Genomic DNA, 26,925 nt, shown 5'->3' on the forward strand with positions numbered 1-26,925 from the left:
TCACCGACCGGCGCGGCAGGCCTCGATATAGGCGGCCAGTCCTGCGCGCATGTCGAACCGCGGGCGCCATCCGAGATCGGCGGCCGCGCGCGAGACGTCGAGCGCACCCTTGCGCACGACGGGCAGTTGTTCGTTGAAACGCAGCGCGCCGGGTCCCGCCGAGACATCCGCGCCCGGAACCAGTTCCCGGATCAAGGCGGCGATCTCGCCCACGGTCGTGGCCGTTCCGCTGGCGACGTTGTAGGCGTCGTGAGGCAGCTTGTCCCGGTCCAGCGCCGCGAGCAGGGCGGCCACGGCATCGTCCACATACGTGTGGTCGATCGCGAAATCCGCGCCGTTCGGCAGGTGCAAGGGCTGGCCGGCAAGGGCGGCGTCGACGAGGTTCTTGGGGATGCGGTGGCGGGGAAGCCCCGGACCGTAGACCCAGGAGGTCCGCAGATTGACGATCTCGAGCCCGTGGAGCTCCCGGTACGTGCGGCCGAGGTTCTCGACCGCCAGCTTGCAGATGCCGTAGGGCATGACGGGGCGCTGCGGGTGTTCCTCGTCGATGCGGTCGGCCAGGAACGGCCCGTAGGTTTCCTCGGAACTCACGTGCAGGCAACGGCGCACGCCGGCGAGGCGCATGGACTCGAACACGTTGAGCGAACCCTCGACGTTCACGCGCAGGACGTTCACCGGGCTGCCCACGGAAGAGACGACCCCCACGATGGCCGCGCAGTGGATCACGACGTCGGGCTTGTGCAGCAGCACCGCGTGGGCGATGTTCGCCATGTCGGTGATGTCGCCCGGGAAAGCCACCAGGTGCGGGCTCGGGCCCAGACGCGAAAGCGCTTCGGGCTGGGAGTCGAATGCGATGACCCGGTGACCCCGGGCAAGCAGCGCGCGCACTGCCGCACCGCCAAGAAACCCCGCACCTCCCGTGACCAGCACGCGCATGGGATTTGTCTCTCCGCGTCTCAGAGATTGAAGACTACCAGCCGCTGTTCGGTCATGTCTTCGATCGCGTAGCGCGGGCCTTCGCGTCCGATGCCGCTCGCCTTGACCCCGCCGTAGGCGAGCTGGTCCGTCCTCCACGTGGACGACCCGTTGATGATCACGCCGCCGGCCCGCAGCGCGCGGATGCCTGCGAAGGTCACTTCGTTGGAGCGGGTGAAGAGTCCCACCTGCAGACCGTACGCCCCCGCGTTGATCGCATCGAAGGCCTCCTCGATGTGGTCGTAGGCGAGGACGCTGACGACCGGTCCGAAGACTTCCTCGCACACGACCTTCATCGCAGGGGTCACGCCCGTCAGCAGCGTCGGCTCGTAGGCCGCGCCGTGGCGCTTTCCGCCGGTGACGACGCGGGCTCCGCTCTGGCGGGCTTCCTCGACCCAGCGCTCGACACGCTGCGCGGCGGCCTCGTCGATGAGCGTCCCGACGTCGGTGCCGGAATCCAGGGGATCGCCCAGCTCGAAGCCGCGGATCTCCGCGGCCATGGCGTCGACCACGGCATCGTGGACGCGCCTGTGCGCGAAGACGGTCTGCACGGAGATGCAACTCTGCCCCGCGAGGCGCATCGAGTTGCGGGCGCAGGTCACGGCGGCCGTCGCGACGTCGGCGTCGTCATGGATGATCGTCGCGCCGTTGCCGCCGAGCTCGAGGGCCACCCGGCGCAGGCCGCTGGCGGCCTTGATGGCGGCACCGGCGCGGCTGGAGCCGGTGAAGGTGATGAAGTCGACGCGAGGGTCTGCCACCAGGGCAGCACCGATGTCCGCACCGCCGAAGACCGTGTTCACGGTACCTGGGGCGGCACCGGCCTCCACCACCAGTTCCACCAGACGATGAACGATCAGCGGGGCCTGTGGCGGCGGCTTCAGCACGAGGCTGTTGCCGGCGGCGATGGCGGGGGCGATCTTGTGCGCGGCGAGGTTGAACGGCGCGTTGAACGGCGTGATCGCCGCGACCACGCCCACGGGAAATCGCAGCAGCATGGCGAGCTTGCCGGCCCCCATGGCACTTCCGTCGAGCGGAACGTGACGGCCCTCGATGCGGATGGCTTCCTCCGCCGCCAGCGCGAAGGTGTCCACGGAACGGGCGATCTCGCCGCCGGCATCGCGCACGGCCTTGCCGGTTTCGCGGGACATGAGCCGCGCCAGGCCCGCGCGGTCGCGCTCGATCAGCGCGGCGATCCGCCGCAGCAGCGCAGCGCGTTCGTAGCCCGGCAGTTCCGCGGCCGCGCTTCGCGCCTTCACGGCGGAGTCGAGCGCGGCGTCGAGGTCTGCGAGCGTCGACACCGGAGCCGTGCCCACCCCATCCCCACGGTAGGGATCGCGGATCTCGGCGACCGCTTCGGCTCCGCGCCACTGACCGCCGATGAGCGCGCGCGCCTCGACGCGCTCCATGCCGGCGCTCACGACCGGACGACCGGCTTGCCGAAGGCGGGTTCGCGGTAGGGCGTCGGCGGCAGCTGCCAGGTGCCCGTGCTGGGTGGCTTGACCTCGCCGTCCACGTGCACGTCCAGAAGGCAGGGCTTGCCCAGCGCCACGGCGTGCTTCAGGGCGTCGGCGAGCTGGTCGGAGTGCTTGACGGTGATGCCTGCCACGCCGTAGCTGCGCGCCATGGCGGCGAAGTCGGGGTTGTACGGCTCGCGTTTCGGCCCGGCGTAGAAGCCGGTCCCGATCTCCCGGCCGCCGAACATGCCGTGCTGGATGTCGCGGATGGCGCCCCAGGCGAAGTTGTTCCACACGACCCATACGGCCGGAATGTCGTATTCCACCGCCGTGGCGAGTACGTGCGGCGTCATGGTGAAGCCGCCGTCGCCGATGATGGCCACACAGGGTCGATGCGGCGCCGCGAGCTTGGCGCCGAGAATGCCGCTCACGCCGAAGCCCATCGCCGAGAACCCCCAGGAGTTGAGCATGGCCTGGGGCTGGCGGGCTTCCCAGAACTGCATGAACCAGTTGTGATGCACGCCGCTGTCGCAGGAGATGATCGCGTCGTCCGGCAGGGCGATGCGCAGCTCCTTCACCACGCGTTCGGGCCGCAACGGCGATCCGCTCATGTCGAAGCCCGGCTTCGTGAAGGTGTCCCATTCCGCCTGCCAGCCGCGGATCTGTTCCAGCCAGGGTGCGAAGCGGCTGCGGGTGTCCAGGTTGCGCCGGCGCGCCTCGTCGGCGAGTTGCCCGAGGAACACCTTGGCGTCGGCCACGATGCCCAGCGCGACCGGGTAGTTGCGGCCGATCTCGGATGGGTCGACGTCGACGTGCACGAGTTTCGTCGGCGGAATGTTCCACGAGTAGCCGGGAATCCACGACGAGGACGAACGGTCGTCGAAGCGCGCGCCCACGGTGATGAGCAGATCGCAATGACGCCCCACCTGATTGGCGGGATACGTGCCGTTGCGGCCGATGAAGCCCAGGGCCAGGCGATGCGGCATGGGCACGGTGCCCAGTCCGTTGGGAGACGTGATGACCGGAATGTCCAGCATCTCCGCGATCGCCGTGAGTTCGGGCCCGGCCTCCGCGAGCGTCACGCCGTGGCTCACGAAGAAGGCGGGGCGCTGGGCGGAGGCGATGAGGTCGGCGACCTTCCGCAGATCGTCCGGCGACGCGCCCGGTTTCGGGAACCCCGCAGCCTGGTCGGACGCCTGCATCGTCACGTCCGCCTCTTCCTGGAAGAGATTGAACGGGACGTCCAGATTCACCGGACCGGGACGGCCGGTGAGCATGAGGTTGTAGCTCTGGCGCAACGCGAGCGGCAGCATGTCCACCCGCGTGGGCTGGAATGTGCGCTTCACGTAGGGCCGCAGCGCCACTGGAAACTCCGCCGCCTGGTTGCGATAGCTTTCCTGGAAGGGGCCGCGATTGAACTGCGACGTCGGGACGTTGGCCGTGATGGCGTAGAACGCGGACGAATCCGCCGACGCGCATGCCGTGGCCATCACGAGATTGCACGAACCGGGACCGCAGGAAGTGAGCGTCGCGACGGGACGGTGGGCGATCCGGTAGTAGGCGTCGGCCATGTGACCGGCCGTCTGTTCGTGCCTGGGGGAGATGAGCTTGATGCGATCCTGCCGTTCCCACAGTGCATCGAGCAGGCCCACGTTGCCGTGACCGCAGATGCCGAAGACGTACGGCACCTTCTCCTGGATGAGGAAATCGGAGATGAGGTCCCCGCCTTTCATGCGTGGCATGCTTGCGCTCCTCCAAGGCCCGGTATGCCGGGTTCACCATGTTGCGATACTGTAGAACATGTTTCTACAATGTCGCAACCAATCCAATAATGTCGGAGATGCGATGCTGCCGGAGCGTTGTGACGTCGTCGTGGTGGGTGCAGGCAACGCTGCGATGTGCGCCGCGCTCGCTGCGCGCGAATCGGGTGTGGACGTGATCGTCCTGGAACGCGCGCCCGAGGACGAGTCCGGCGGCAACACCCGGTTCACCGCGGGTGCCATCCGTTTCGCGTACGACGGCGTGGACGATCTCCGTGCGCTGATGCCGGACCTGTCGGATGAGGAAGTCGCGCGCACCGACTTCGGTTCGTATCCGGAAGACAAGTTCTTCGACGACATGGCGCGCGTCACGGAGAACCGCACCGATCCCGATCTCGTGGAATTGCTGGTGCGCCGCAGCAAGTCGACGCTCATGTGGCTGCGGACCTACGGGCTGCGCTTCGTCCCCATCTACGGTCGGCAGGCATTCAAGGTCGACGGCCGCTTCAAGTTCTGGGGCGGGCTCACCGTCGAGGCCTGGGGCGGCGGCCCGGGGCTCGTGGAGGCCGAGAAGCGCGCGGCGGAGAAGCAGGGGATTGCCGTTCACTACGAGGCGCGCGCGCTCTCGCTGATTCACGACGACACCGGTGTGCAGGGCGTGGTGGTCAAGCACAGGGGCAGGACCTCGACGATCCGCTGCCGCGCGGTGGTGCTCGCGTCCGGCGGATTCGAGTCGAACCCGGAATGGCGCACGCGCTATCTCGGTCCGGGCTGGGATCTCGCCAAGGTGCGCGGCACGCGCTTCAACACGGGTGACGGCATCCGCATGGCGCTGGAGATCGGCGCGTCGCCCAAGGGCAACTGGTCGGGCTGTCACGCGGTGGGCTGGGACCGCAACGCGCCCGAGTTCGGCGACCTCGCGGTGGGCGACGGCTTCCAGAAGCACTCGTATCCCTGGGGCATCATGCTCAACGCCAACGGCGAGCGTTTCGTGGACGAGGGCGCGGACTTCCGCAATTACACGTACGCCAAGTACGGCGCGGTGATCCTGCGGCAGCCGGGGCAGTTCGCCTGGCAGATCTTCGACCGGAAGGTCACGCACCTGCTGCGCGACGAGTACCGCATCCGGCAGGTCACCAAGGTCACGGCGGGCACGCTGGAGGAATTGGCAGGCAAGCTCGAGGATGTCAACGCGTCCAGGGCGGTCGAGACGATCCGGCAGTACAACGCGGCGGTGCGCACCGACATCGCGTTCGACCCCAACGTGAAGGACGGGCGGCGCACGGAAGGGCTGCCCGTGCCCAAGTCCAACTGGGCGAACACCATCGACACGCCGCCGTTCGAGGCCTATGCGGTGTCCTGCGGGATCACGTTCACGTTCGGCGGGCTGCGCATCACGACCGATGCGCAGGTGGTGGACACGGACGGCATGCCCATCCCCGGTCTCTACGCCGCGGGTGAACTCGTGGGCGGTCTCTTCTACTTCAACTATCCCGGCGGGACGGGGCTCATGTCCGGCTCGGTCTTCGGGCGCATCGCGGGGACCAGCGCGGGCCGTGCAGCCGCCGCCCGATGACTGACGGGGGCGACACCGCCGACGTGGTCGTCGTCGGCGGAGGCGGGGCAGGGCTCGCTGCCGCGATCGAGGCTGCGGAGGCCGGCGCGCGCGTGGTCCTGCTGGAGAAGAATCCGGGGCTGGGCGGCTCGACGGCCTGGTCCGTCGGGTCCATCACCTCGACCCGCACACCGCATCAGCAGCGCCGTGGCATCGTGGACCGGCCGGAGGATCACGATGCCGACATGCCTCTGTTTGCGCCCGGCATCGCGCATCGCGACAACGCGCCGCTGCGGCGGATCCTCTGCGATGACGTTCCGGACGCCATGCGGTGGCTCATGGAGTCCGGCGTGCGCTTCTTCGGCCCCATGCCCGAACCTCCGCACCGGCTCCCTCGCATGCACACGGTGCTGCCCAATTCGCTGTCGTTCATCTATCACCTGCGGCGCCGCGCCGCGCGGGCCGGTGTCGACATCCGTACCGGCTGGCGTGCGGCGGAGTTGTTGACGGACGGCGGGCGTGTCGTGGGCGTTGCCGCCGAGGACGGGCGAAAGATCGGTGCGGGCAGCGGCGTCGTGCTGGCCGCGGGAGACTTCACCAATGATCCGGAGCTGAAGGCCCTTCACATCGGCGCGCAGGAGGCAAAGGTGGAAGGGGTGAACGTCACGGCCACCGGCGACGGGCAGAAGCTGGCCCTGAAACTCGGAGCGCGGATCCTCAATGGCGATCTCGCGCTGGGCCCCGAACTGCGATTCATCGCGCCCACGCGCACGACACTTCTCCGGCGCCTGCCGCCATGGCCCGCCGTCGCGCTCGCCATGCAGTGGTCGATGGATCACCTGCCCCAACGCATCCTGCGCCCGTTCATCATGAGTTTTCTGACGACGGCACTGGCGCCCTCGCCGGACCTGTTTCAACAGGGGGCTCTGCTCGTCAACGGCAAGGGCGCGCGCTTCTGCGACGAGAAGGACAGACCCGCCCTTGCGTTGCCGGATCAGCCGGACAAGACCGGCTACATTCTGGTGGATGGGGCCCTGGCGCAGCGTTTCTCCGCCTGGCCGCATTTCATCTCCACCGCCCCCGGCGTCGCGTATGCGTACCTGCCCGACTACCGGCGCAACCGGCCCGATGTGTTCCGAGAAGGCGCGACGGTCGACGCACTCGCCCGCAAGTTGGGGGTGCCGGACGCGGCACTGGCGTCGTCCTTCGCTGCAATGCCCGGAGCGCGTCCGCCGTTCATCGCGCTGGGCCCCGTGCGTCCGGTCTTCGTTCACAACGAGGGCGGACTGGCGGTGGACGACCGGCACCGGGTGCTGGATGCCCAGGACCGGCCCATTCCCGGGCTGTATGCCGCCGGATCCACGGGGCAGGGCGGGCTGCTGTTGAAGGGCCACGGCCACCATCTTGCGTGGGCGTTCGTGTCCGGCAGGCGGGCTGGCCGCTTCGCCGCGGGAGACCGGCGTGCCTGACCTGCGGCGAGGGGAAGGAGTGTCAGCCGTTCCCGTCGTGGGCAAAGGCGCGCCGGCGGTAGCCGAGGTCGCGGGACAGTTCGTCCGCCACTCCGCTCACGATCGCGCCCAGCCGGGTCAGCTCGCGCCGCGTCACACGCCATACCGGTCCCGAGATGCCCACGGCCGCCACGGTCTGCTGCATGAAGTTGCGCACGGGCGCGGCCGCGCAGCGCAGCTCCTGATTGAACTCGGTGTCGTCCACGCCGAGGCCGTGGGCCGCCACTTTCCGAAGGTCGTCCCGGATGGCATCGGGATCGGTGAGCGTCTTGGGCGTCCACGCCTGGAATCGTTCCGAACGCAGATACGTCTCCAGTTCCCCCGCCGGTCTGGCGGCCAGCAGCACCTTGCCCAGCGCCGTGCAGTGTGCGGGCCGGATGATCCCCAGACGCTCGCTCGTGCGCACGGTCGAACGGGCCTCGGCCTTGGCAATGACGGCGACGCCCGATTCCGCCGGCACGCCCAGATGCGCGGTCTCGCCCGTTTCCTCCGCCAGGCGGCGCAGGAACGGCATGGCGAAGTTGACGAGTTCCACTTCGGTGAACGCGCCGGCCGCCTGCATGAAAAGCCGCGGACCCACCCGGTAGCGCCTGCCTTCGTCCTGACGCACGTACCCGAGCGTCGTGAGCGTCTTCAGAAGATGGAAGGTGGTGCTGGTGTGCAGATCGGTCGCGCGGCTGATGTCCGCCAGACCGACCGCGTCGTCCTGTCCGGCGATGGCTTCGAGAATGGCGAACGCGCGTTCGAGCGACTGGACCGTGCGCACGGAGGCCGGACCGCGCTTTTCTGCGGTGGCGGCGGCTCGTGCGTCGGAGGAGGATTCGTGCGGGTTGCGTGGAACGTTCGGCATGCCGGGAATTCTAGCGGGGAGTCGTCCTCGTATCATGAGCGATCGAAGGAGGGAGGCTCGCCGCGCCCGCCGATGAAGAAACTCGGGAGTTCGAGATGAACCAGAACACGGGCGTGCCGGACGCGGACGCCGCAGGTCTTCTGCGCCGCGCACTCGCCTCGGCCGCCGCGGTGCAGATGGCGCAGCGCGCGCCGTATCTTTCGGCGCGTGTGGCGGTCGGGGTGGACGATGCGGTGACGCTCCTCGAGTTTCACGAAGGCCGGCTCGAGATGCGGGAGCGCATTCCGCTGCTGTGCCCCTGGGACTTCGCCATACGGGGCAAGGCCGCCGCGTGGCTCGCGTACTGGGCACCGGTTCCCGAACCCGGGTTCCACGATCTGTTCGCCCTGTCCAAGCGCGGACTCATGAGCTTCGAGGGTGACCTGCGGCCCTTCATGGCCCATCTGCAGTTCTTCAAGGATCTGCTCGCCCTGCCGCGCGGGGAGGGCCGGGCATGAGCGCGCCCCGGTTCGAACCCATCGCCGGTCGCTATGTCCGGTTCGAGATCGAAGGAGAACCGTGCCGGGTCTACTTCGAGGAAGCGGGGCAGGGCATTCCGCTCGTGTGCCTGCACACGGCGGGCGCGGACGGGCGGCAGTTCCGTCACATGATGCTGGACGAGGCGATCACCTCGCACTACCGCGTGCTCGCGTTCGACATGCCCTGGCACGGCAAGTCGTATCCGCCCGAAGGAGCCTTCGGCCGCGAATACCGCCTCACCACCGATCTCTACGTGGCAAGCGTGCGCGCCTTCTGTGCGGCACTGGAGCTGGAGCGGCCCGTCGTGATGGGCTGCTCCATCGGCGGACGCATCGTGCTGCAGCTCGCCGCGAGGCACGGCGGCGAATTCCGCGCCCTGATCGGACTGGAGGCGGCCGACTTCCAGCAGCCGTGGTACGACACGGCGTGGCTCAACCGTCCCGACGTCCACGGCGGTGAGGTGTGCGCGGCGCTCGTCTCGGGGCTGGTGGCCCCGCAGTCGCCTGCCCGGTTCCGCGACGAGACGCTGTGGCAGTACAAGCAGGGCGGCCCCGGGATCTTCAAGGGCGACCTGTACTTCTACCGGGTGGACGGCGATCTGCGCGGAAAGCTGACGGGGATCGATACCCGCCGCTGCCCGCTGTATCTGCTGACCGGCGAGTACGACTTCTCCTGCACGCCGGAAGACACGCTGCGGACCGCGGCGTCGATCCCCGGTTCACAGGTCACCGTGATGAAGGAGGTCGGGCACTTTCCCATGAGCGAGAACCCGGCCCAGTTCCGCCGCTACATCCTGCCGGTGCTGGACGAGATCCGCGCCGGCACCTCACCGCAGGCCACTTCATGAACACATCCATCACCGCCGATTCGTCCCCCAAGCCGATGCTGATCGGCGGGCAGTGGGTCGAAGGCGCCGCCTCCCTGGACATCGTCAATCCCGCGAACGGCGAACTGGCGTATCGCGTCAGTGCGGCGTCCGGCGGCGACGTGGACCATGCGGTCGAGGCCGCGTCAAGGGCTGCCGCCCAGCCCGCGTGGCAGTTCATGCTGCCGCATCTGCGCGCCGATCTGCTGCACCGCATGAGCGTGCTCATGGTGGAGCGCAGCGAACTGCTCGCCCGCCTGCAGATGATCGAGAACGGCAAGGTGTGGAGCGAGTGCGTCGCGCAGGTGAAGAGCGCTGCAGCAACGTTCCGCTACTACGCATCGGTCTGCGAAACCCTGGGCTCGGAGCTGACACCGTCCCGAGGGCGCTACCTGTCGATGACGGTCCACGAACCCTACGGCGTGGTCGTGGCCATCACGCCGTGGAATTCGCCGATGACCATGGAGGCGCAGAAGGTCGCCCCGGCGCTCGCGGCAGGAAACTCCGTGATCCTGAAGCCGTCGGAATGGACGCCGTCGGCCGCGCTGGAGCTCGGGCGGATCGGACTCGACGCGGGCTTGCCGCCGGGCGTGCTCAACGTCCTGCCCGGAACCGGTGCCGTGGCGGGAGCGGCGCTGGTGGCGCATCCGCGTGTCGGCATGGTGTCCTTCACGGGGGCACGGCCAGCGGCAAGCGGATCGCCGCCCTGGCTGCGCAGAAGCTGATGCCCGTGGCGCTGGAACTGGGCGGCAAGTCGCCCCACGTGATCTTCGCGGATGCGGACCTCGAGGCCGCGGTGCAGGCGGTCGCGGGCGGCATTTTCGAAGGCAGCGGCCAATCCTGCGTGGCGGGCTCCCGCATGTTCGTCCAGCGACCGGTCTACGAGCAGGCCGTGGCCCGGGTGACCGGCATTGCGCGCGCATTGAAGGTGGACCTGCCGGACGTTCCCGGCGCTCAGATGGGACCCATCGCCTCGTTCGTGCACCGGGACCGCATCGAGGCCATGGTGAACGCAGCACGTGCAGACGGAGCTCAGGTACTCTGCGGTGCCGCCCGGCCGGAAGACGCACGGCTCGCGAAGGGCGCGTTCTACCTGCCCACGGTACTCGGGGGCATCGGCAATCGGGCACGCATCGCGCAGGAGGAGATTTTCGGCCCCGCACTCTGACCGATTCCCGTCGAGGACGAGGACGATCTCGTCGCGCAAGCGAACGACTCCGCGCTGGGCCTGGCCGCCGGTGTGTGGTCGGCGGATTTTGCGCGGTGCTGGCGCGTGGCCAGGCGTCTGCACGCCGGAACCGTCTGGGTCAACACGTACAAGCAGCTTTCCATCGCGACCCCGTTCGGCGGCTTCAAGGAAAGCGGCCTGGGGCGGGAGAAAGGCATCACCGGCCTGCGGCTGTATCAGCAGACCAAGGCGATCTATCTTGGCCTGGAAGGATGACGGGCCTGTTTTCGAACTCGACACACCGCGCGAGCTGCACGCCACGCGACGATCGCCGGCGCCCGCAGCGATGACAGCCTCGCCGGAGCGGCGCGCATCCCGGCTTCACCCCACTCATCAGGGTCCGACATGAATTCCACCGCACACATCGCATTCATCGGTCTTGGCGTCATGGGAGAACCGATGTGCCGCAACCTCCGGCAGAAGAGCGGTCGTACGATCCGCGCCCTGGATCGGGAAGCCGCGCCGCTCGAGCGGCTGGCGCCGCATGGCGTGACCGCCGCGCGAGACGTGCGCGATGCGGTGACCGGCGCCCAGGTCATCTTCCTGTCGCTTCCTTCCGGCGAGATCGTCGACCAGGTGGTGAATGGCCCCGGCGGACTCGCCACCTGCGCGGGTGCCGGTCAGATCGTCGTGGACCTGGGCACGTCGCCCGTGGATCTCACCCGGCGCTGGGCCGCGGATTTCGCGGGCCGCGGAATCACCTGGGTGGACGCGCCCGTGGCGCGGACGCGCGCCGCGGCGGAGGCCGGACAGCTGTCGGTGATGGTGGGCGCCGCAGAGGATGTCTTCGAATCGGTGCGGCCGCTCATCGCGACCTTCGCCTCCGACATCACGCTGTGCGGCCCGGTGGGCTGCGGGCAGGTGGTGAAGATCCTGAACAACATGGTGCTGTTCCAGACGGTGCTGGCGCTGTCGGAAGCGCGCGCCATCGGCCGTCGCGCCGGGGTCGACCCGGCGCTGCTGTTCGACACGCTGTCCAAGGGCTCGGCCGACAGCTTCGCGCTGCGCAACCACGGCATGAAGGCCATCGTCCCGGGCGAGTTCCCCGAACGCGCGTTCCCCGTCACCTACGCGCTCAAGGACCTGGGCTACGCGCTTCGGCTGGCCGAGGACACCGGCGTGACCGCGCAGGCGGCCTCCCTCGTGAAGACCTGGTTCGACCGCGCCATCGACGCCGGCGAGGGCGCCCGGTACTTTCCGGTGATCAGCCGCCTGGTGGACGACTGACCGGTTACGTCCGCCGCTCCAGCAGACCCAGCGCGCCTGCCACCTTCAGGACTTCCTGCTTCTCCGATTCGTCCAGCCGGTTGACCGGCGGAAGGGTGCTCCCGCAGTCCATGCCCAGCCGCGCCGACAGCACCGTCTTGCACACGTGCGCGGGCGCGCCATACATCCACACGAGATCGACGAACCTGCGGACCCCGTCCTGCAGCTTCTGCGCGGTGGCCGTGTCGCCGGACTCCCACGCATCGAAGAGCTGGCGGTAATGCCAGGGCGCCAGTGCGAGCGGCGCGTCGATGCTGCTTACGGCGTTCATGGTCAGCGCAGGCAGGGGAAACGCGCCGTTGCCCGAGAAACACAGGAGCCCCATGTCGGCGAAGACGCGAATGTCGGAGAAATTGGGCGCGGAGTGCTTGAGGCCCTTCAGCGTGGGAATCGCCCTGACGAATTTCTCCATCAGCGCGGGCACGGTCTCCACCTGCGTGAGCTGCGGCAGGTTGTAGACGAAGAACGGGAGATCGCCCGCGGCGTCGGCGACAGCCTGGTAATGCTCGATGCGCGCGCGCTCCGTGCTGGGAAAGAAGAACGGCGGCACGCAGCACACGGCGTCGCAGCCGACGGCCTTGGCCGTCCGGGCCGCGCGTACGGCGGAGGCCGTGCTGATGGCGCCCACGTGCATAATCACGAGCGCGCGTCCGCGGCAGGTTTCGGCCGAGATGCGCGCGACCGTGTCGCGCTGCTCCTCCGTCATGATGGGCCCCTCGCCGGTGCTGCCGGCCATCCAGAAGCCGTGGGCGCCGTGCGCCATGTTGTCTTCCAGCAGGGCCCGGAGGGCACGTTCGTGGACGCGGCCGTCGGTGGTGATCGGTGTGGGCGGCGCGGGGAATACGCCCTTGTAGGAAAGTGCCATGGAGTTGCGTGCCGGTCGTTGAGGGAGTCCCCGATGCTACGCACGGGTCCGGGACGAAGCAATCGGCCGCGGCACGGCGCGGAGGAGAATCCGGGATGAATACCGAACGCGTGAACGTGACGGTGGACGAGGACGGTGTGGCCCAGGTGCGGCTGTCCCGCCCTGACAAGATGAATGCGCTGGATGCCGGGATGTTCGGGCAGCTCGTCGCGGCAGGCGACCGGTTGCGGAGCGACGATTCGGTCCGGGCGGTGGTGATCCACGGGGAAGGCCGCGCCTTCTGCGCCGGTCTGGACATGGCCTGCTTCGAATCGCTGCAGGCAGGCCGCGGCCTGGGGATCGAGGGCGGTTCGGCCTCGCTGACCGATCGCACGCACGGGATCGCCAACGACGCACAGTACGCGGTGATGGTGTGGCGCGCCGTGCCGGTCCCGGTCATCGCTGCCATCCACGGGGTGGCGTTCGGTGGCGGGCTGCAGGTGGCGCTCGGCGCGGACGTGCGCTTCGTCGCGCCCGATGCGCGGCTGTCGGTGATGGAGATCAAGTGGGGGCTGGTCCCGGACATGGCCGGGACGCTGCTGCTGAGCGAACTGGTGCGGGCCGACGTCGTGCGCGAACTGACCTTCAGCGGCCGCATGGTGCACGGCGAGGAAGCGGTGCAGATCGGTCTGGCGACGCGGGTCTGCAGCGACCCGCTCGATGAGGCGATGCAGTTCGCGCGGGAGATCGCGGGGCGCAGCCCGAGCGCCATCCGCGCGGCGAAGCGGTTGCTGAATGGGGCATCGCAGCGGGATGCGGCAGCGATGCTGCAGGCGGAGTCGACGGAACAGGACGCGCTGCTGGGCGGCGCGGATCAGATCGAGGCGGTGCGCGCCAACCTGGAAAAGCGCGCACCGAAGTTTTCATCGCGCTGAAGGCAGTACCGCCCATGGCGCAGACACGAATTCAAACCTAGAAGGAGTTTGCCAGATGAAGACCCGCGTCACCGAGATGCTCGGCATCCGTTATCCCATCCTGCAGGGAGGCATGCAGTGGGTCGGACGGGCGGAACTGGCGGCGGCCGTTTCCAACGCCGGCGGACTGGGCATCCTGACGGCGCTCACGCAGCCCACGCCCGAGGCGCTGGCGCAGGAAATCGCGCGCTGCCGCACCCTGACCGACAAGCCCTTCGGCGTGAACCTCACGATTCTTCCGTCAGCCAGCCCGCCGCCGTACGAGGCGTATCTCGACGTGGTCATCGGCAGCGGCGTGAAGATCCTCGAAACGGCCGGCAACAACCCGAAGGAATTCATCCAGAAGGCGAAGGCCGCGGGCGTGAGGATCATTCACAAATGCACGGCGGTGCGGCACGCGCTGTCGGCGGAGCGCAATGGCGTGGACGCCATCTCCATCGACGGTTTCGAGTGCGCGGGACACCCCGGCGAGGACGGCGTGGGCGGCCTGGTGCTGTTCGCCGCCGCTGCGGACAAGGTGAAGATCCCCCTGATCGCATCCGGCGGCATCGGCGACGGGCGGGGCATGGCGGCGGCCCTGGTGCTCGGCGCCGAAGGCGTGAACATGGGTACGCGCTTCTGCGCGACGAAGGAAGCGCCGATCCACGAGAACATCAAGCAGGCGCTCGTCAACGCGAGCGAGCGCGAGACCAATCTCATCTTCCGTACGCTGCGCAACACCGGGCGCGTGCTCAAGAACTCGGTCTCCGACGAGGTCATCGCCATGGAGAACCGGCCGGGTGGCGTGGAGTTCAAGGAGATCCACCATCTGGTCGCCGGTGCCCGGGGCCGCGCGGCTCTGGACAGCGGCGAAGTGAACGACGGGCTGGTGTGGGCGGGCCAGGTGGTCGGTCTCATGAACGACATTCCGAGCTGCGCCGAACTGATCGAACGCATGGTGAACGACTGCCGCGAGGCGCTGCAGCGGCGCCTGGGCGCCTTTGCCGACTGAGGAGGAACCGCCGTGGCCATCGACTTCCACCCGTCCTGGATGGATGCAGACCTCGAAACGTGGCGCGACACGGTGGCCCGCTTTCTCGACGAGGAGGTGGTGCCCGACGACGAGGCGTCGCGCAAGCGCGGGCACGTCGGCCACGAGATCTGGCGCAAGGCCGGCGCGCTGGGTTTCCTCTGCACCGACATCCCGGCCGAGTTCGGCGGGGCGGGCGGGGACTTCCGGCACGAAGCCGTGATCTACGAGGAGATGGGCAGGCGGGGACTGACCGGCATGAGCACGGGCGTGCATTCCATCGTGGCGCACTACTTCCTCAACCACGGCACGGACGAGCAGAAGCGGCGCTACCTGCCGTTGCTCGCCCGGGGCGAGATGGTCGGTGCGATCGCCATGACCGAACCGGGCGCGGGGTCCGATCTGCAAGGCATCCGCACCCGCGCGCGGCGCAGCGGTGACGAGTACGTGATCAACGGATCCAAGACCTTCATCACCAACGGCTACCTCGCCGGTGTGATCCTGCTGGTGGTCAAGACGGATCCGGGGCAGGGGGCGAAGGGCACGTCGATCCTGATCGTGGAGACGAAGGACTGCGCGGGGTTCCGCGTCGGACGCGTGCTGGACAAGATCGGCCTGAAGGCGCAGGACACCTCGGAGCTCTTCTTCGACGACGTCCGTGTGCCGGTCTCCCATCTGCTGGGCGGCAGCGAAGGACAGGGGTTCTTCCAGCTGATGGGCGATCTGCCGTACGAGCGGGCCATCATCGGCGTGGGAGCGGTGGCCGCCATGGAAGGCGCTTACGAGGCGACACTGCAGTACGTGCGCGACCGGACGGCCTTCGGCAAGCCGGTGGCCGAGTTCCAGAACACGAAGTTCAAGCTGGCCGAGATCGCGACCACGGTCAAGGTGGCGCGGACGTTCGTGGACCGCTGCGTCGAGGACCTCGTGGCAGGCCGACTGGATACCGTGACGGCCTCGATGGTGAAGATGTGGGCCTCCGAGCAGCAATGCCGCGTGATCGACGAGTGCGTGCAGCTCTTCGGCGGCTACGGTTACATGAACGAGTATCTCGTGGCCCGCATGTATGTCGATGCGCGCGTGCAGCGCATCTACGGCGGCACCAACGAGATCATGAAGGAAGTCATTTCGAGGGCTCTGTAGGACATCCGGCGAACCGCGTCGACTCGCGGCCTCGCCGGGCATTCTCGAAAGCCCCGTTTGCCGGGGATCGATGCGTGAGAAGGGTTCGCTGGCGGATCCTTCACCGGCTGTCCTATTCGACCGACCCGTTGCAGGAGTCTCGACATGCGCTATCGATTGCTGGGCCGTACCGGCCTGTTCGTATCCGAAGTGTGCCTCGGCACCATGACCTACGGCGGCAAGGGCCGCTGGGCGCCCATCGGCAAGCTGGGTCTCGACGACGCCAAGGCGCAGTTGCGCATGGCGTTCGACGCCGGGGTGAATTTCATCGACACGGCCAACGTGTACTCCGAAGGCGAGGCGGAAGCGCTGCTGGGACAGGCGCTCGCCGAGCTGGGGCTGCCGCGGCAGGATCTCGTGATCGCCACCAAGGTGCGCGTGCGCATGGGCAGGGAGCCCAACCGGGTGGGGTTGTCCCGCGTGCACATCATGAACGAGCTGGATGCGAGCCTGAAGCGGCTGCGCCTGGATCACGTGGACCTGTACCAGATCCACGGCATGGACCAGGTCACTCCGCTGGACGAGACCTTGCGCGCCCTCGAGGACATCGTGCGCTCCGGACGCGTGCGCCACATCGGTGTGTCCAACCACGCCGGGTGGCAGATCATGAAGGCGCTGGGCATCTCGGAGCGCCAGGGCTGGAACCGGTTCGAGAGCGTGCAGGCGTACTACTCCATCGCAGGGCGCGAACTGGAGCGCGAGATCCTTCCCGTGGCCCGCGATCAATCGCTGTCCGTGCTGGTGTGGAGTCCGCTCGCAGGCGGCCTGCTGAGCGGCAAGTTCAGCGAGAACGAGGCGGGGCCGGAAGGGGCGAGGCGGACGACCTTCGACTTCCCGCCGATCGACCGGCCGCGTGCATTCCGTTGCGTCGAGGCGATGCGGCCCATCGCGCAATCTCGCGGAGTTTCTGTGGCGAGGATCGCGCTTGCCTGGGTGCTGCATCAGGCAGGCGTGACCAGCGTGATCGTCGGGGCCAAGAGCCAGGAGCAGCTGGCGGACAACATCGCCGCCGCGGAGATCTCCCTCACGCCGGACGAGCTCGTGACTCTGGACGATGCGAGCCGGCTGCCGCGCGAATACCCGGGCTGGATGTTCGAGCGCCAGCTCGCGGACCGCATGCCGGTCTGACGGCGGGCGCGGTCAGTCGAAGGAGATCGAATAGAGCAGGTCCACCGCATCGGTCACGCTGCTCTCCGTGCGCACCGACCAGTTCCGCGTGAGCTGGTAGCTCACGCGAAAGAGTTCTTCCGCGGTCGACAGGCTGCGCTCGTAGGTGAGATAGATGCGCTTGCCGATGCGCTTGCCCGCGGCGACCACCCCGGTGGCCGAACCGGTCGACGTGGTGCCCGATGCCAGGCGTACCTCGTCCAGACCGACGGCACGCGCGAGCTGCTTCTGCAGGGGTGAGGTGCCCAGACCGGCGGCCATGGCGACGGCGGCCGTCTGCATCTGTTCCGCGTCCGGCGTGCCCGAGGCGGCGGCGGGCCGGCCGAGGACCAGCCACGAGAGCTTCTCGGCGTCGGTGACCTCGGGGACGGAGACGAGCCGCACCCGGGGATGGCGGGCCGTGCCGAGGATCTCCACGCCTGCCTGCACCTGGGTGTCCTTGCGCAGCGCGCGGATGTCCAGCCCGGGGTTGTCGTAGGGACCCACGAAGTGCAGGGCGCCGCGGTCGATGTCCAGTTTCTGGCCGTAGGCCTCGTACGTGCCGCGGGCGACGTTTATGTCGCCGCGGGCCGTCAGTGTTCCGTCCGCCGCCGTCGTGAACTGCACGGCGCCGACCAGCCTGGCGTCGACTCCACGCCCGCGGATGAGGAAGTCCTGCCCGAGGTCCAGCTTGAAATCGAGGTGGGACTTCAACGTCTGTCCGTTCAACGCCACCTTGCGCGAGCGGCCGGCGATGACCACGTCGTCGCCCAACGCGGGCGCGCTCTCGGAACGAAGTTCGATGCGGCCGCGGTCGCAGATCGCGTTGCCGATGATCTCCGCGCGCCCGTCGCGCGCCGTGATGCGCCCCTGTCCCGAGACGGCGAAGTGATAGTCCGGGTGCTGGATCGCGGCGAGTTTCTGCGCTTTCCACTCCAGCTCCATCTCGACGCCGCTCGCCTGGCGGCGGGCGCTTCCGGTCGCGGACAAGGTGCCGCTGCCGCCGCGGATGCGGAAATCCCGGACCGTCACGCTGCGTTCGTCGAACGCCGCGTCCAGCGTCCCGTCGGCGAGCAGCACACCGTTCTCGAGGCGCTCGATGCGCAGATTCTTGCCGACGATGGTGCCGGCGATGTCGGGTTCGCGAAGCGTGCCCTGGCCGCGGGCAGAGACGAGCAGCGAGCCATCCGCCCACGTGGCGCGGTCGATCATCGCCGCGAGGGGCCGGAGGGACGCCACGCGCGCATCGGCGCTCAGGGTGAGCGGCGCATCGGGCGGCAGCGTCCACCGGTCCGCCGTCCGCACGGCCCGGGTGCGGGCGTCGAGCGCGGCCTCCAGGTTGCGGCCCTTGATGTCCGCCTTGACCGCGATGTCGTCGTTGCGCACGTCCGCGCGGACGCGGGCATCCTCGAGACCCAGCGAGACGGGTTCCTCCTCTGTCGTGACGATCACGTCGCCGCGTTCGCGCACGATCTCGGCGAAACCGTTCGCGCGGTTCTCGAAGTCGATTTCCCAACGGCCGCCCAGGACCAGCGTCGAATCGATCTGCGGCCGCCGCTCGATCCAGCGGGACAGCGGCATGCCCGTGAACGAACCCTTGGACGAGATGCGGGCTCCCGCCAGGCGGGTGCTCTGCAACTGCATGCGCCCGTCGGCGAACGCGATCTCGGCCGCGCCCAGTTCGACCTGTCCCGGCGCGGCGAGCAGTGTCGCCGGGCGCAGCAGGCGGAAGGCGTAGGGGCCGCGGTTCTCCAGCGTTTGCAGCGCGCCGTTCCAGCGGGGCGCCTTGGGTTCGAAATGTCCCTGGAAGCTCGCGGACGTATCGGTGTAAGGCCCGCGGAACGACACCTTCACGGCGTGAGCGCCGAAGGTGCCCTGGACATCGGCCGAGACGGCATCCATCAGCACCTTGCCCGCGCGCACGCCGATGGCACGACTCGACAGCTCGATGGCGGGATCGGCCCCCTGGACGATGCGGGCGGAAGCCTGCCACTGCCTGACTTGTGTCTCGGCATAGGCAAGGTCCGCCGCGGACAGTTCGGCGGTGAGGCTGGGCTTGTCGCGGGTGCCGCGCAGCGTGCCCTTGGCGGTGACGCGACCGGACAGTCCCGCGAGCACCGACGAAAGTCGCGGCGCGTCGAGGTTGAACGCAAGCGCGTCGTTCGGGGTCCCGAAGGCACCCTTCAGGTCCAGGGCGTTGCCGCCCAGCCGCAGGTGCGCATCGGTGTCGGACACGCGATCCGGCGATACGGCGAGTCTTCCCGATCCTTCCAGCGGCTGCCCGCGGAAGCGGCTTTGCGCGATCCGGTAGCGCACGCTCGCGGACCAGCGCGGACGGATCGCCCCCTCTGCCGACAGTTGCGCATTGAGCGTCGCAGCGGGGAAGTTGCCGAAGCGCGAGGGATCGAAACGGGCGAGCGTTCCCTTGACCGCGTAGGGATACGCATCGGCGAGCGTGATCCTTCCGGACGAATCGAACGACGCCTCGCGCGAGCGCAGCACGAGCCGGTCGAACGTGAGCACCTTGTCCGCGAGCCGGGCGTCCGCCGTAGCGGCGAGATCGTCCTGCGCGAGTTGCGCATGGAAGATCTGCTGTCCGGATTCGAGCCGGACGTTGGCCGAACCTGCGAGGTGCGTCGACCGCACGGCGGAGTGGATGGGTCGCAGATCGAGCTTCGAGGTGACGAATTCGAGATCGATGCCTTCCGGCGTGAGCCGGGCCGAACCGTCGAGCACCCCTGCAGGCCCGAGATCGACGTGCGCGTCTTCCAGCTGGATGGCCTCCGGAGACAGGGAGATCCGGCTCCGCAGCGAATGCACGGGCAAGGCGTCCTTGTCCACGGGCCCGGGAGTGGCGTTCGCCGCGGTGATCGAGCCGTCGAGGGCGCGGGTGCCGAGGGCCCGGCCGGTGAACGTGGCCTCGATGGATGTCCGGGGCGCGGCCTCGGCGAAAGATTTCAGATCCACGCCGCGGGTGTGGACGCGGAGTTCGTGGAGCGGGTCCGGGTCCAGAGGACGAATGCGCAACTGCGCCGTCACGGGCAGAGAACCGGCGGTCCCCAGGACGGACACGGTCTGATCGCGCAGTTCACCCGTGAATTCGATCTCGGCCTTCACGGGCCACTGCGCCACATAGCGGCTCTCGACGCGGGCCTTGCCGGAGATCTTCTGTGGCATGGCCGCTTCCACCGCCAGTTCGGCGCCGAGCGAACCCCAGGGCGAGACCAGGCTGCGAAGCGCGAGCCGGTGGCCCTTCGCGTCTCCGTGATAACCGGCGTCCAGCTTCGAAAGCGTGGTGTCGGATGTGCCCGTGCGGATCCTGATCGACTCCACCTTCAGCGCACGCACGTCCACCACGATCGGCAGCGCAAGCGATTCCGGAATTTTGGGGGGCTCGTCTTTTCGGCTGTGGCTCACGATGTCCACGCTCGCGACGGCAAGCCGCTCCACCTGCAGGTGCCGGTCGCGCAGTGACCATGGCGACCAGTCGAGCGCGAGCTGCCGGGCCTCCACCCGCATGTCTTCGTTCTCGCACACGAGGCGGGCGATGCGGATGGGTTCGGCGAGAGAGCCTTCCATGCCTTCCACGGACAGGCGGCAGGGCAGTGTGTCCTGCACTTGAGCGATGCCCCACGTCAGCAGCGCGGTGCTGCGGCTCGCCCACCATAGTCCGGCGGCAACCGCGATGGCCAGCACGACGACCGCGCCGGCAGCAATGAGCGTGGCGCGTCGCAGTGTCATCGCAGGACGATCCCCGCGCCGAAGTGCAGGCGCCAGTCGTGGATCGCCTCGCCGTACCCGATGTCGAGGTTGAGCGAGCCGATGGGGCTGCTCCAGCGGGCGCCCACGCCGTAGCCGTACACGGGCTGGAAGTCGCGCAGGCTGTCCGTTGCGTTGCCGCCATCCACGAACACGGCTGCACCCCATTCGCGCCTGATCCACTGGATGTACTCCAGCGTGCCCACGGCCAGATAGCGCCCGCCGACGATAGCGCCGCCTTCCTGGACGCCCAGGCTGTCCAGCGGGTAGCCCCGGATGCTGGCGTCGCCGCCCGCGCGGTACAGGTACGTGGAAGGAATGCTCTCGCGCGAGCCGGCGATGACGCTGCCGAATTCCCCCACGCACGACGAACGTCCCGAACGTGGAGATGGGCAGCAGGTAGGACGACCGCACGTTGACGCGCCCGAACGAGCGGGACGACAGTGCGCTGCGGCTCGCGCCCCCCACCTGCAGGCTCAGGGCGAAACCTTTGCGCGGTGCCAGCACGTCGTCCAGGTTGTTCCAGCGCCACGTCTGCATGAGATACAGCGCCTGCCGGTTGTCCGACACGCCGGCGGCCAGCGCACGCCGTTCCGTGAGGAACTGCAGCCCCTGCTGGCTTTCGCGCGTTTCCAGCGCAAAGGTCCGCGCGAGCGTGGAGCTCCAGTTCGTCCGCTGTTCACCCTGGATGTCCTGGAAGTTGTAGCGGCCCTCCAGCCCGTAGACGTGGCCCGAGGCGCCGCGGGGCGTGGAGATCGCGCCGATCGCTTCCTGGCTGACGCGATCGATCTTGGCGGAGGCTCGCAGGCGGATGGGCCGGTCCAGCACGTTGTTGTCCGTGTACTGGATCTGGGCGCGCGGGCCCCGGTCGGTGCTGATGCCGGCGCCCGCCTCGAGGCGGCGGGCCGCGCCTTCCACGACCGTGACGTCCACGGGCGTGGCATCGGCCAGAGCCGGGTCGCCGGGAGAGGACACGATGGCGCTGGCGAAATAACCGCTCAGCTGCAGACGGCGCTGAAATCGGAGCAGGGCATCCTCGTCGTAAGGGGCTCCGGGCTCGATGGGATTGAGGGATCGCACGATCCGCTCGGGATAGCGCTGCAGACCGGTGACGCGGATCTGCCCGAAGCGGAACGCCGGCCCGCTGTCGTAGTCCACGCGCAGACGGGCGGACCGGCTTGCCGGATCGATGGAGGCTTCGGATTCCGTGATGCGGGCGGCGGCGTAGCGCTTGCGTTGCAGGGATCGGAGAGGCTTCTCCTTTGCGGCAGACCAGTCGGCCTGCCGGAAGGTGCGGCCGGGGCGCAGGTCGAAGGCATCCCTCGCTTCGCGTTCCCGTTCGGGTTCCAGAACGCCGGTGAAACGCAGCCCGACGTCCTTGACCGTGGTGGATTCGCCGGGGTCGATGCGGTAGCGCGTGACCCAGATCTCGGAGGTCCGGTCCAGCCGCGGCTGGATGGACGGCGAGAAGTAACCTTCGGTCGCGAGGATCGTGCGGATCTGGCGGGGCGCGGTCTCGAACAGCTGCCGCACCTGGTCGTCGCTCACGTTCTCGCGCGTGCTCCAGCGCACGATGTCGAGGTTTTCCTCGAGGAGCGTGCGAAGCGCGGCCGGAGCGTCGATTTCCACCCGGTACAGGCGCCAATCGGCGGCGACACCGGGGCCCGAAAAGAGGAAGAGCGCCAGCAGCGCGGCGACGGCCGCAGAAACGGAGCGCCCGTTGTCCGGCCGTGAACTCATTCTCTGCAAATCGCGATGTGTCCCGCAGGTTCCTGCGCAGTCATATGTCGCCCGTGGCCGAAACGGGAGTCGGGTCCCGGCCCGCTGCAAGTCTTCTTCCTGGCTTCCCGGCACGTCCCGGCGGTGTTCTGCCCAGCCGATCAGACGCCCGCCGGCAATTGCGGTTCCGCTACCTCGCCGTCACGCTTTGTTCCGGTTCGCGCCAGCGGCCTCTGGGGGGCCCCCGCCCCCCGGGGGGCCTGGGGGGGGGGGGGGGGGGGGGGGGGGGGGGGGCGGGGGGGGGGGGGGGGGCCCGTCGGGGGGGGGGGGGGGGCGCGGGGCTCGGGTTGGGGTGGGGGGGGGGGCGCCGGGGGGCCCCCCTTCCCCGGGGGGGGGGGGGGGGGGGGGGGGGGGGGGGGGGGGGGGGCGGGGGGGGGGGGGGGGGGGCGGCCCCCGGGGGGGGGGGGGCCCCCGTCACGCCTTGTTCCGGTTCCGCAGCAGCCTCTGCTGCTCCACCTTCCACTCGCGTTCCTTGATGGTCTCGCGCTTGTCATGCTGCTTCTTGCCTTTGGCCAGGCCGATCTCCAGCTTGATCCGGCCGCGGGTAAAATGCATGTTCAGCGGGACGAGCGTGTAGCCGGCCCGTTCGACCTTGCCGATGAGATGCCGGATCTCGTCGGCCTTCAACAGCAGTTTGCGAGTGCGGGTGGGGTCCGGGTGAATGTGGGTGGATGCGGTGGGCAGGGGGCTGATGTGCGCGCCCAGCAGATAGACCTCCGCGCTCTTGATCACGACATACGATTCGGCCAGCTGGATGCGGCCGGCGCGGATGGATTTCACTTCCCAGCCTTCCAGGGCGATGCCCGCCTCGAAACGCTCTTCGATGAAATAGTCGTGGAACGCCTTCTTGTTCTGGGCAATGCTCATCGAATGTGCGTCAGCGTGAGTGGTCGAAGATTCTAACAGCCGGCATGCGGCAGGGAGCGTCAGCAGTCATCTATGCATGAAGTCGACCGATCGGTTCTCGTGGAGTACTCGGCCGAACAGATCTACACCCTGGTCGAACGGGTGGAGGAATACCCCCAGTTCCTGCCCTGGTGCGGCGGAACGGTGGTGGAAGCGCGCGACGAAGCCGTCACCCGCGCCGCCATCATCATCGATTTCAAGGGCATCAAGCAGCGGTTTACCACCGCCAACGCCAAACAGTGGCCCCGCCGCATCGACATGCGGCTGGTGAACGGGCCCTTCAAGAGCCTGGACGGCGCGTGGCACTTCCACCCGCTGGCCGAAGAGGCCTGCAAGGTGCAGCTCATCCTTCGCTACGAGTTCACCAGCCGTCTGCTGGAGAAGGTGGTGGGACCGGTGTTCGAGCACATCGCCACCACCTTCGTGGACGCCTTCGTCAAGCGGGCGGGTCAGGTCTATGGACCCCGGTGAGGCCCCTTCGATGCGCGTGGAGGTGATCTACGCCACGCCCAGGCACCAGGACATTCGCGAGGTGATCCTCCAGGCCGGGGCGACCGTCCGGGATGCGCTGGCGGCTTCCCGGATGGCCGCGGATCATCCCGAGACAGCGGAGTTGCCCGCAGGCGTGGGCATCTGGGGCCGCAAGGCGGAACTCGAACAGCGGCTGCGCGACGGCGACCGGGTCGAGATCTACCGGCCGCTCACCGCGGACCCCAAGGACGCCCGCCGGATGCGGGCGCAGAAGGCAGAAAAGCTGGCGAAAGAGCTGGCGGAGAAACGGGCCGGGACAAGGCGGCAGGGCTGAGGGGACTCCCCGGACCTGCCTTTCGCCGGAAGGGGGCGTTCGCCCGGCCGGTGTTACTTGCAGGCTTCGCTGGCCGCCCGCTGGGCGTCGGCCAGAGACTTCTTGATGTCATCGTCGCCCAGGTACTGGAGCTGGCCGTTGGCGTCGTACTTGGCAACGCGCCCGCCCGACTGCAACCCGGCCACCCGGGCCCGGGCCTCGTCGCAGGCCGCCTTCTTCTGCTCGGCGGCCTCCTTCTGCAACTGGGCTTTCTTCTCGGCTTCTTCCTTCTCGGTGCGCCGCTTGCGGAACTCCATGTCGAGTTCCTGGTAGTTCTTGGACCCGGCCGAGGGTTGCGCCGCGGGGGCGGCGGCACCTGACGAAGGCCTGGGTTTCTTGATCTGTCCTTCGCAGACGACCCCGGCGGGAGGCGTGTCGGAGTACTGGGTCCGGCCATTCGCGTCCTTCCAGCGGCAGATCTCGGCGGAGGCGCCGGTCGCGGCCAGGCTGAGGACGGTGGCGGCCAGGGCCGCCCGGTACGTTCGGTTCATCGTGTTCTCCCAAGGGGCACATCAGCGGACATCGGGGCGCGATCAGGGCTTGCCCTCGACGGCCGCGGCATTTTCTCGTTGGAGCAGTCCAAGCTCGGACAGTTCTTGCGCCCGCTTGCTCCACTGCACCGTGGCGGCGAAATCACCTTTGGCCCAGGCCGTCCGGGCTTGCTTCAACGCACTAACGGCCGTGGTCCACAGGGCCTGCCGGGCGCGGGCTTCTTCCACTGCACGCTCGGCCGCGGCCAAGGCGGTGTCGGCTTCTTCCGAGGCAGCCGCACCCCCCCAGCCGCCGAGGCACAGGGTGAGGACCAGGCCGGCAAACAGCCGGCGGACCGGCTCGCGAACGTCGATGTCGAATGAAACGGGCATGGGGGAGGGGTCGTTTACCCACTATAATCGCGCCTTTGCTCAGGATCATAAAACATGCAAGTGATCCAGAAGGCGCTGACCTTCGACGACGTGCTTCTCGTCCCTGCACATTCCACGGTCCTGCCGCGGGATGTCTCCCTGAAAACCCGCCTCACCCGCACCATCGAGCTCAATATCCCGATCGTGTCCGCCGCCATGGACACCGTCACCGAAGCCCGGCTGGCCATCGCGCTGGCTCAGGAAGGCGGGATCGGCATCGTGCACAAGAACTTGACCCCGGCGGCCCAGGCGGCCGAGGTGGCCAAGGTCAAGCGGTTCGAGTGCGGGGTCGTGAAGGACCCCATCACCATCTCGCCGGACATGACCGTCCGCAACGTGGACGCGCTCACCCGGCAGCACCGGATCTCCGGCCTGCCCGTGGTGGAAAACGGCCGGGTGGTCGGCATCGTGACCAACCGCGATCTCCGGTTCGAGACCAACCTCGACCAGCCCATCCGCAACATCATGACGCCCAAGGAAAGGCTCGTGACGGTCAAGGAAGGGGCGAGCCTCGAAGAAGCGATGACGCTGCTCCACAAGTACCGCCTGGAGCGGGTGCTGGTGGTCAACGGCGATTTCGAGCTGAAGGGTCTCATCACCGTCAAGGACATCCTCAAGTCTTCCGAGCACCCCAACGCCTGCAAGGACCAGTTCGGCCGGCTGCGCGTGGGCGCGGCCATCGGCGTGGGCGCGGATACCGACGAACGCGCCGCCGCCCTGGTGGAAGCGGGCGTGGACGTGATCATCGTCGACACCGCCCACGGGCATTCGCAGGGCGTGATCGACCGGGTGAAGTGGGTCAAGCGCAATTTCCCGCAACTGCAGGTGATCGGCGGCAACATCGCCACGGGCGACGCCGCCCGCGCATTGCTGGACGTGGGCGCCGATGGCGTGAAGGTCGGCATCGGCCCCGGTTCGATCTGCACCACGCGGATCGTGGCCGGCGTGGGCGTGCCGCAGATCACCGCCATCCAGAGCGTGTCCGATGCCCTGGCCGGCACCGGCGTGCCGATGATCGCCGATGGCGGCATCCGCTACTCCGGCGACGTCGCCAAGGCCATCGCGGCCGGCGGTGATTCCGTGATGCTGGGCGGTCTGTTCGCCGGCACCGAGGAAGCTCCGGGCGAGATCGAGCTCTACCAGGGACGCTCGTACAAGTCGTACCGCGGCATGGGGTCCATCGGCGCCATGCAGCAGGGCTCCAGCGACCGCTACTTCCAGGATTCCTCCGCCGGCAGCAACAAGCTGGTGCCGGAGGGCGTGGAAGGGCGCGTGCCGTACAAGGGCCCGGTGACCAGCGTGATCGACCAGCTCGTGGGCGGCCTGCGTGCTGCCATGGGCTACATCGGCTGCCCGACCATCGACGACGTGAAGCGCAAGGCGCAGTTCGTGGAGATCACGGCCGCCGGCGTGAAGGAGTCCCATGTGCACGACGTGCAGATCGTCAAGGAAGCCCCGAACTACCGGGTCGACTGACCGGAGCGCCGCACGATGAAACACCGACGGGCCGCCAGCGTGCGCGGCCCGTCTCGCTTTGAAGAATTGCCGGAACGGCCATGCGAGGCCGGCCCGATCCCCCATTGCCCACTGTTCGACGTCA

The 26,925-nt window shown here is 68.5% G+C and carries 21 protein-coding genes and 1 pseudogene; 13 read left to right on the forward strand and 9 right to left on the reverse strand.

The genetic code is table 11. The features are described from left to right. From IPK20_17100 to IPK20_17110, 3 genes are read right to left on the reverse strand one after another with little or no spacing between them, the layout of a single operon-like run. The gene (locus IPK20_17100; protein ID MBK8018263.1) at positions 1-936 is read right to left on the reverse strand and encodes an NAD-dependent epimerase/dehydratase family protein; all 936 of its coding nucleotides are present in this window, start codon (positions 934-936) and stop codon (positions 1-3) included. Positions 937-956: 20 nt separating this feature from the next. Then, on the reverse strand, positions 957-2,381 hold the full coding sequence (locus IPK20_17105) for an aldehyde dehydrogenase family protein (GenBank protein ID MBK8018264.1): 1,425 nt from the start codon (positions 2,379-2,381) through the stop codon (positions 957-959). 8 nt (positions 2,382-2,389) lie between these two features. Beyond that, the gene (locus tag IPK20_17110) at positions 2,390-4,171 is read right to left on the reverse strand and encodes a thiamine pyrophosphate-binding protein (protein MBK8018265.1); all 1,782 of its coding nucleotides are present in this window, start codon (positions 4,169-4,171) and stop codon (positions 2,390-2,392) included. Positions 4,172-4,274: 103 nt separating this feature from the next. On the opposite strand from IPK20_17110, the gene tcuA reads away from it, so the two are divergent. Together tcuA and IPK20_17120 are read left to right on the forward strand one after the other, a co-directional pair. Next, a complete protein-coding gene (tcuA, locus tag IPK20_17115) occupies positions 4,275-5,765 on the forward strand; it encodes an FAD-dependent tricarballylate dehydrogenase TcuA (protein ID MBK8018266.1) in 1,491 nt (496 codons plus the stop codon). Then, complete coding sequence (locus IPK20_17120) at positions 5,762-7,213, forward strand: FAD-dependent oxidoreductase (protein ID MBK8018267.1); 1,452 nt, start codon at positions 5,762-5,764, stop codon at positions 7,211-7,213. The genes tcuA and IPK20_17120 overlap by 4 nt, the downstream gene beginning before the upstream one ends. Positions 7,214-7,235: 22 nt before the next feature. Here the strand turns inward: IPK20_17120 and IPK20_17125 are convergent, their stop codons facing one another. Then, complete coding sequence (locus IPK20_17125; GenBank protein ID MBK8018268.1) at positions 7,236-8,102, reverse strand: IclR family transcriptional regulator; 867 nt, start codon at positions 8,100-8,102, stop codon at positions 7,236-7,238. Positions 8,103-8,197: 95 nt separating this feature from the next. Here IPK20_17125 and IPK20_17130 point away from each other — a divergent pair, with 95 nt between their 5' ends. The 4 genes and pseudogenes from IPK20_17130 to IPK20_17145 all read left to right on the forward strand — a co-directional run bounded on the left by IPK20_17130 (position 8,198) and on the right by IPK20_17145 (position 11,941). After that, a complete protein-coding gene (locus IPK20_17130) occupies positions 8,198-8,599 on the forward strand; it encodes a hypothetical protein (GenBank protein ID MBK8018269.1) in 402 nt (133 codons plus the stop codon). Next, complete coding sequence (locus IPK20_17135) at positions 8,596-9,468, forward strand: alpha/beta hydrolase (protein ID MBK8018270.1); 873 nt, start codon at positions 8,596-8,598, stop codon at positions 9,466-9,468. Before IPK20_17130 ends, IPK20_17135 begins: the two co-directional genes overlap by 4 nt. Further along, positions 9,465-10,930 (forward strand): annotated as a pseudogene (locus IPK20_17140) (aldehyde dehydrogenase family protein). Before IPK20_17135 ends, IPK20_17140 begins: the two are co-directional and overlap by 4 nt. Before the next feature lie 129 nt (positions 10,931-11,059). Continuing rightward, entirely contained in the window at positions 11,060-11,941 is an 882-nt protein-coding gene (locus IPK20_17145) for an NAD(P)-dependent oxidoreductase (GenBank protein MBK8018271.1), read from the forward strand. A gap of 4 nt (positions 11,942-11,945) precedes the next feature. Here IPK20_17145 and IPK20_17150 read toward each other — a convergent pair whose 3' ends face one another. Beyond that, the gene (locus IPK20_17150) at positions 11,946-12,845 is read right to left on the reverse strand and encodes a dihydrodipicolinate synthase family protein (GenBank protein MBK8018272.1); all 900 of its coding nucleotides are present in this window, start codon (positions 12,843-12,845) and stop codon (positions 11,946-11,948) included. 95 nt (positions 12,846-12,940) lie between these two features. On the opposite strand from IPK20_17150, the gene IPK20_17155 reads away from it, so the two are divergent. From IPK20_17155 to IPK20_17170, 4 genes are all read left to right on the forward strand, one after another. Then, a complete protein-coding gene (locus IPK20_17155; protein MBK8018273.1) occupies positions 12,941-13,759 on the forward strand; it encodes a crotonase/enoyl-CoA hydratase family protein in 819 nt (272 codons plus the stop codon). Positions 13,760-13,814: 55 nt separating this feature from the next. Continuing rightward, the gene (locus tag IPK20_17160) at positions 13,815-14,789 is read left to right on the forward strand and encodes a nitronate monooxygenase (protein ID MBK8018274.1); all 975 of its coding nucleotides are present in this window, start codon (positions 13,815-13,817) and stop codon (positions 14,787-14,789) included. 39 nt (positions 14,790-14,828) lie between these two features. Next, positions 14,829-15,950, forward strand: coding sequence for an acyl-CoA dehydrogenase family protein (locus IPK20_17165; GenBank protein ID MBK8018275.1), 1,122 nt, complete (start codon positions 14,829-14,831; stop codon positions 15,948-15,950). Positions 15,951-16,094: 144 nt separating this feature from the next. Beyond that, on the forward strand, positions 16,095-17,117 hold the full coding sequence (locus tag IPK20_17170) for an aldo/keto reductase (GenBank protein ID MBK8018276.1): 1,023 nt from the start codon (positions 16,095-16,097) through the stop codon (positions 17,115-17,117). Between the two features lie 12 nt (positions 17,118-17,129). Here the strand turns inward: IPK20_17170 and IPK20_17175 are convergent, their stop codons facing one another. Beyond that, positions 17,130-22,634: a translocation/assembly module TamB domain-containing protein gene (locus IPK20_17175; protein MBK8018277.1), complete on the reverse strand. Its 5,505-nt coding sequence runs from the start codon at positions 22,632-22,634 to the stop codon at positions 17,130-17,132. A 453-nt stretch (positions 22,635-23,087) separates the two neighbouring features. Then, on the reverse strand, positions 23,088-23,540 hold the full coding sequence (smpB, locus tag IPK20_17180) for an SsrA-binding protein SmpB (GenBank protein ID MBK8018278.1): 453 nt from the start codon (positions 23,538-23,540) through the stop codon (positions 23,088-23,090). A 72-nt stretch (positions 23,541-23,612) separates the two neighbouring features. Here smpB and IPK20_17185 point away from each other — a divergent pair, with 72 nt between their 5' ends. Then, the gene (locus IPK20_17185) at positions 23,613-24,050 is read left to right on the forward strand and encodes a type II toxin-antitoxin system RatA family toxin (protein ID MBK8018279.1); all 438 of its coding nucleotides are present in this window, start codon (positions 23,613-23,615) and stop codon (positions 24,048-24,050) included. A 10-nt stretch (positions 24,051-24,060) separates the two neighbouring features. Further along, on the forward strand, positions 24,061-24,384 hold the full coding sequence (locus tag IPK20_17190; GenBank protein MBK8018280.1) for an RnfH family protein: 324 nt from the start codon (positions 24,061-24,063) through the stop codon (positions 24,382-24,384). A 53-nt stretch (positions 24,385-24,437) separates the two neighbouring features. On the opposite strand, the gene IPK20_17195 is transcribed toward IPK20_17190, so the two are convergent. Then, on the reverse strand, positions 24,438-24,914 hold the full coding sequence (locus IPK20_17195; GenBank protein ID MBK8018281.1) for a DUF4124 domain-containing protein: 477 nt from the start codon (positions 24,912-24,914) through the stop codon (positions 24,438-24,440). A 42-nt stretch (positions 24,915-24,956) separates the two neighbouring features. Beyond that, positions 24,957-25,286, reverse strand: a complete 330-nt coding sequence (locus tag IPK20_17200) for a hypothetical protein (GenBank protein ID MBK8018282.1) — start codon at positions 25,284-25,286, stop codon at positions 24,957-24,959. A gap of 54 nt (positions 25,287-25,340) precedes the next feature. Between IPK20_17200 and guaB the strand changes: the two genes are divergently transcribed. Then, the gene (gene guaB, locus IPK20_17205; protein MBK8018283.1) at positions 25,341-26,801 is read left to right on the forward strand and encodes an IMP dehydrogenase; all 1,461 of its coding nucleotides are present in this window, start codon (positions 25,341-25,343) and stop codon (positions 26,799-26,801) included. The last annotated feature ends 124 nt before the right edge of the window (positions 26,802-26,925 follow it).

The organism is Betaproteobacteria bacterium, from assembly GCA_016713305.1.
Lineage (GTDB): Bacteria > Pseudomonadota > Gammaproteobacteria > Burkholderiales.